Origin of the sequence: Anaerococcus sp. Marseille-P3915 (assembly GCF_900258475.1) — a bacterium.
Lineage (GTDB): Bacteria > Bacillota > Clostridia > Tissierellales > Peptoniphilaceae > Anaerococcus > Anaerococcus kampingae.
Genome location: NZ_LT984889.1, coordinates 1 through 3,514, shown reverse-complemented (window position 1 = coordinate 3,514; position 3,514 = coordinate 1). Strand labels below are relative to the sequence as shown.

Annotated in this window: 3 protein-coding genes and 2 pseudogenes; all 5 read left to right on the top strand. The window is 27.2% G+C overall.

Annotated features, from left to right (window positions below):
* A pseudogene (locus C8269_RS11040) lies at positions 1-90 on the top strand (replisome organizer); the annotation flags it as partial.
* 159 nt (positions 91-249) lie between these two features.
* On the top strand, positions 250-435 hold the full coding sequence (locus C8269_RS10685) for a transposon-encoded TnpW family protein (protein WP_106461829.1): 186 nt from the start codon (positions 250-252) through the stop codon (positions 433-435).
* A gap of 11 nt (positions 436-446) precedes the next feature.
* Positions 447-1,256: pseudogene (locus C8269_RS10680) on the top strand (VirD4-like conjugal transfer protein, CD1115 family); the annotation flags it as partial.
* Positions 1,257-1,317: 61 nt separating this feature from the next.
* Positions 1,318-1,854: a ClbS/DfsB family four-helix bundle protein gene (locus C8269_RS10675; RefSeq protein ID WP_001258251.1), complete on the top strand. Its 537-nt coding sequence runs from the start codon at positions 1,318-1,320 to the stop codon at positions 1,852-1,854.
* 17 nt (positions 1,855-1,871) lie between these two features.
* A complete protein-coding gene (locus C8269_RS10670; RefSeq protein WP_106461828.1) occupies positions 1,872-3,341 on the top strand; it encodes a PIN-like domain-containing protein in 1,470 nt (489 codons plus the stop codon).
* The last annotated feature ends 173 nt before the right edge of the window (positions 3,342-3,514 follow it).

The window sequence follows — 3,514 nt, the reverse complement described above, 5'->3', positions numbered from 1 at the left end:
ATCCTTAATTGGTATGAAGAAGATAAAGACAAACTAAGACAGAAAGGTTTAAATAAAAAAATGAACTATGATGTAGGAGAATCTTTATAGATAAAAAGAGGTGGAAAGGCACTATTAAAGACTTTAATTCTAAAAAGGTATAAAAGTATGCCAGAGATAATAAAAATATAAATATGACACTTTAAAGGCGATTAGAAAATTAAAAATCTAATAGTCTTTTTTTATTGCAACAACCAGGAGGAAAAATATATGCACGAAAATAAAAAAGAACAGAATACAGGAACAAAAACTATAAAGAAAATTGGTAAAGCAACCTATGAGGTTGTTGTTCACTTTAATGAAAATGCAACAGAAACAATGCAAGACAAATTAAAACGCATAATTCTTAGAGAAATGGAGAGAGAAAAACATCAAAAAGTCGATAAAAATGATTAGAAAGTCCTTGACAAGTTGTTACAGGAAAAACTGCCAAGTCAATTCTAATATCATGTGGAGCAAGACTTGCACCTTTTGATATAAGAGAGCTTAGAGAGCTAATGAGTGAAGATGAATTAGAACTCGATAAAATTGGAGATAGGAAAACTGCTTTATTCGTAATAATATCAGATACAGATGATACCTTTAACTTTGTAGTTTCAATAATGTATTCTCAACTATTTAATCTTCTATGTGATAAGGCAGATGATGTGTATGGTGGAAGACTTCCAGTTCATGTTAGGTGTCTACTTGATGAGTTTGCAAATATAGGATTAATTCCTAAATTTGAAAAATTGATTGCAACAATTCGTTCAAGAGAAATATCGGCAAGCATAATACTGCAAGCACAATCTCAATTAAAAGCAATCTATAAAGACCATGCAGATACAATAGTTGGTAACTGCGACTCTACACTCTTTTTAGGAGGAAAAGAAAAAACAACAGTAAAAGAATTATCTGAAACCTTAGGAAAAGAAACCATAGACCTATATAACACATCAGAAACAAGATCCAATCAAAAATCTTTTGGTCTAAATTACCAAAAAACTGGCAAGGAACTTATGAGTCAAGATGAAATAACTGTAATGGATGGCGGTAAGTGTATTTATCAGTTAAGAGGAGTAAGACCTTTTCTATCTGATAAATTCGATATTACAAAGCATAAGAATTACAAGTTGTTGGAAGATTATGATAAGAAAAACTTGTTTGATGTGGAAGAGTATTTAACAAATAGAGATAAAATAAAAATAAACAGGAACAGTTTGATTACAAGATTATGAATTAAGCCTAGGATAAAAATATTTTTGGTATAATATCTATATAAACCATGGAGGTAGGCATATGAGGTCTTATGAAAGTAAGGAAGAATTAAAAAATGAGATAAAGAAAACTTTTGGAAAATATATTTCAGAGTTTGATAATATCCCAGAAGAATTAAAAGATAAAAGAGTAGATCAAGTTGATAGGACACCAGCTGAAAATCTTGCCTATCAAGTAGGTTGGACAACTTTAGTTTTGAAATGGGAAGAAGATGAAAAAAAGGGAATTGAGGTTAAAACGCCATCTGACAAATTTAAGTGGAATCAACTTGGAGAATTGTATCAATGGTTTACAGATACCTATGCTCATAAATCGTTAAAGGAATTAAAAGAACAACTATCACAGAATATAGAAGATATTTACTCTTTGATAGATAATCTTACAGAGGAAGAATTATTTAAACCACATATGAGAAAATGGGCAGATGAAGCAACAAAAACTGCAACTTGGGAAGTATATAAATTTATCCATGTAAATACAGTAGCACCATTTGGAACATTTAGGACTAAGATTAGAAAATGGAAAAAACTTAATAATTTTGTGAATGTAATTAAATAATAAGGTTGGTGCTTTAATTGAATTATGAAAAATTTAAAAAAATAATAAATAGAAAAACCTCTATAATAGTATTAGATACAAATGTAATACTTGACTTAGCTCGATATTCATTATACAGTAGCAAAAACATATTAGAAATTTTCAAGGAGTGTAAGGATTTAATATGGATTCCGAATCAAGTGTATAAAGAATTTAATAAAAATAAATATAGCGTATTCGGACAATTGAAAAAAAAGTATCAAAATTTTGAAAAAGATTTACTAAGAGTAATTGAAAGGAGTCAAAAAAATTTAGAGAGTGTCTTGATTAAATCATCTAAATATAATTATTTTGGAAGAAAAAATTTGGAGAATGATTTAAATAACAAGTTAGTTGAATTAAAACAAATAATCAAATCTTATAAAAATAGTGTTGGTATTGAATATGATGAAATAACAACAGATTCTCCTGAAATAATTAAAGATATAGATAATCTTATTTCATATTTAGAAAAAAATAATAGGATAGGTAATAGGATAAGGTTTAGTGAACAATTAAAAATTATTAGAGAGGGTGAACTTAGGTATAAATATAAAATTCCGCCTGGATATGAGGACATTAATAAAGATGGAGTTGAAAAATTTGTAGATTTATTTGTTTGGAAAGAGATATTAGATTTACCAGTTGAAAAATCAGTAAAAGATATTATTTTTATTACGAATGATATAAAAGAAGACTGGTGGAGTAAGGATAGTCAAGATAATTTAGTAGTTCACGATAAATTATTAAGTGAATTTAAAGAAAAAAATCCAAATGTAAATATTGAATTTTTAACAACAGGAATGTTTCAGAATTTCGCTTCAAAAGTATATGATAGATATGATTTTAATGTTTATGTAGATTTAAATAGAAAAGATGTGTCATATGTAGAAAGAGTAAAACAAGATATTTCTAATGATATAGTTGACAGTATTTATAATAACAACTATTATTATCTAGAATCGTATGTTATTGGAAGTGAGGGTATTGAAGAATTAGATATAAATAATTGTGAATTCAATGAGATATTAGATACTTATGAAGAGTTTACAGACGAGATTGTTAGTATAACTTATGAGCTAGAATATTTAATAAATTTAAGTTGTGTATCCTTTGATTATTGGGGACGTGATGATGATACAAAAGAAGTCATACAATCACCACCAATAGAACAAGAATTTAGTGGAAGTGTCATAGTTAATGTCACAAGATTAATTAATAAAGATGATATCGAAGAAGATTCTTTTTATATTAATAATGATAAAGAATATACAGATATTGAAATAATTGAAATTCAGATAGATCAAGATTCTATAAACAAAAATGAAGAAGACTACGATGACTCTTATTTAGAAGAGGAGAATTACAATAATGATTATGCATTTATTTGCTCTAAATGTGGAAAGGGATTTAAGGATAGGCGAGAAGATGTAGGTGGTATTTGTCGAGATTGTTCATTTAATGATTAATAATATAGGATATTTTATTAAAGCAGTAATTATAAAGTTTACTGCTTTTTTTATACTCAAAATTAGACCAGCTATCAAATGTCAAGAGAAAATAAAAAATAATTAATCTTGTAATTTATGGCACATCAAATAAGCCTAAAAATTAGGCTTAGAAAAACTAAATAACAACTAAA